Source organism: Frankia sp. R82 (genome assembly GCF_023716925.1).
Taxonomy (GTDB): Bacteria; Actinomycetota; Actinomycetes; order Frankiales; family Frankiaceae; genus Frankia.
This window is the reverse complement of record NZ_JAMQQG010000145.1, coordinates 1-1,697: the sequence shown is the minus strand read 5'-3', so window position 1 is coordinate 1,697 and position 1,697 is coordinate 1. Positions and strand designations below refer to the sequence as shown.

The window sequence follows — 1,697 nt, the reverse complement described above, 5'->3', positions numbered from 1 at the left end:
CCCAGATCTTTCGCGCCTGGACCGGGTGTGATCGTGGGCTGATGTCCCACTCTTGTTGATGTTGAGTTATGCCGTTTGGTCTGGGTGTGGCCGTGGCGGGGTGCCCCGGCTGTCGCGCGGGGTGGGCGCCCGGTCCACGTCCGGGGGGTGTTCCTTCTGGTTGGTGGGGTGGGAGGTCTGTGGCCGCGGGTTATCCGGGGGCGGGTAGTGCGCGCAGGGTGGTGATCGCGTGGAGGGCGAGTGGGGCCCAGGGGTGATGGGCGGGCAGGTGCAGGGTGGTGCGGCGGGCGTGGTGGGCGAGTCGGCCTGCCAGCGAGAACAGCCGGTGGCGTAGCCGTTTCGGTTCCCAGCGCCGGGCGGGCTGGTCGGCGAGGGCGAGCATCTGGGTCCAGGCGATCAGGTCGCAGGCGAGCGCGACGATGGCGCACCAGATCCTGTTCTGGTCGAGGTCGTGGAGCGGCAGGTTGCTCAGGCCGGTGTCTTTGGCGTTGCGGATGCGGTCTTCGCAGCGGGCCCGGCGGCGGTGGCGTAGTTCGAGGTCGGCGAGCTGCCCGCGGGTGGTGTTCGTCGCGAACGCGGTGATCCGGTTCCCGTCGACGTCGGTGATCCGCAGCTGTGCGCCGGGGTGCGGGCGTTCCTTGCGGGCGATGACCCGCAGGCCCGGGGGCCAGCCGCCCAGGTCCATCAGGCCGGTGAGTTCGGCGACGAACGCGCCGGGGCGGGGCTGCCGGTCGGCGTCGTAGGCCGGTGTCCACGCCGCCGCCGGGAGGCGGGCGATGAGGTCTGCGGCGTTGTCGGGGAGGGTGAACCCGACCGAATATGCCAGCCTGCGCCTGTGCGCCCAGGCCAGGAACGCGTGGGTGCCGCCGGCGGAGTCGGCGCGGATCAGGACCTTGCGGCAGCGGCGTAGCCGGGCCGGGAGCTGGGCCAGCGCCCGGGTGGCGACGGTGATGTGATCGGCGGCGGTGTTCGACCCGGCGTTACCCGCGCGCAGCAGCACCGCCGCGGGTTCACCGGAACCGGCTGGGCCGTGGTCGATGAACGCCCACAGCGGATGGAACCCGAACCCTTTCTTGAACGTCGCCCGGGCGTCCTCTTTCTCCGAATGGGCGGTGACCAGGGTGGCGTCGAGGTCCACGACCAGCGGAGCATCGGCTGACACCTGATGGTCGGGCGCGTGCGAACCAGCGTGGGACCACACGTGGGCGCGTGCGGCCGATCGTGCCCGGTCGATCGCGGCCAGCGTCTTGTCGGCGTCGCCAGCGAGCCGGTCGAGGGCCCGCGACACCGTCGGGTCCGAGGCCACCAGCCCGAACAGCTCCGGCTCGGCCCGGAGCAGCGCGATATCCGCCAAACAGTCGCCACCGAGCGCGAGGCTGACCGCCAGATCGAGGAGTACTTTCGCCGGGTCATGCGTTGCCGTCGGCGCGCGCCACGGCGCGAGCGCCTCGGACAACCCGGTAGCGAGCCCGGACACCCGGACCGTCTCGGTCAGCAGCAGCCCCCCGGCCGACGACACGACACCCCGCCCCGCGGTGTCGACGACGACAGACGGGTACACACCGGTAAGCTTCACCGCGAAGGTGCTCCTTGGTACGGGATCGATCAGGCCCTCGACAAGCCCGATCCTCCCTGTTCAGGAGCACTTTCCTCTTTGCGGCAACCCAACAGACGATCACCCCGGTGAAAGCCCGAGG

1 protein-coding gene is annotated in these 1,697 nt (G+C 71.2%); it reads right to left on the bottom strand.

Features of this window, described 5'->3' with window-relative positions:
* Window positions 1-190: 190 nt before the first annotated feature.
* Complete coding sequence (locus tag ND747_RS16235) at window positions 191-1,576, bottom strand: IS1380 family transposase (RefSeq protein WP_251734452.1); 1,386 nt, start codon at window positions 1,574-1,576, stop codon at window positions 191-193.
* Window positions 1,577-1,697 lie beyond the last annotated feature (121 nt).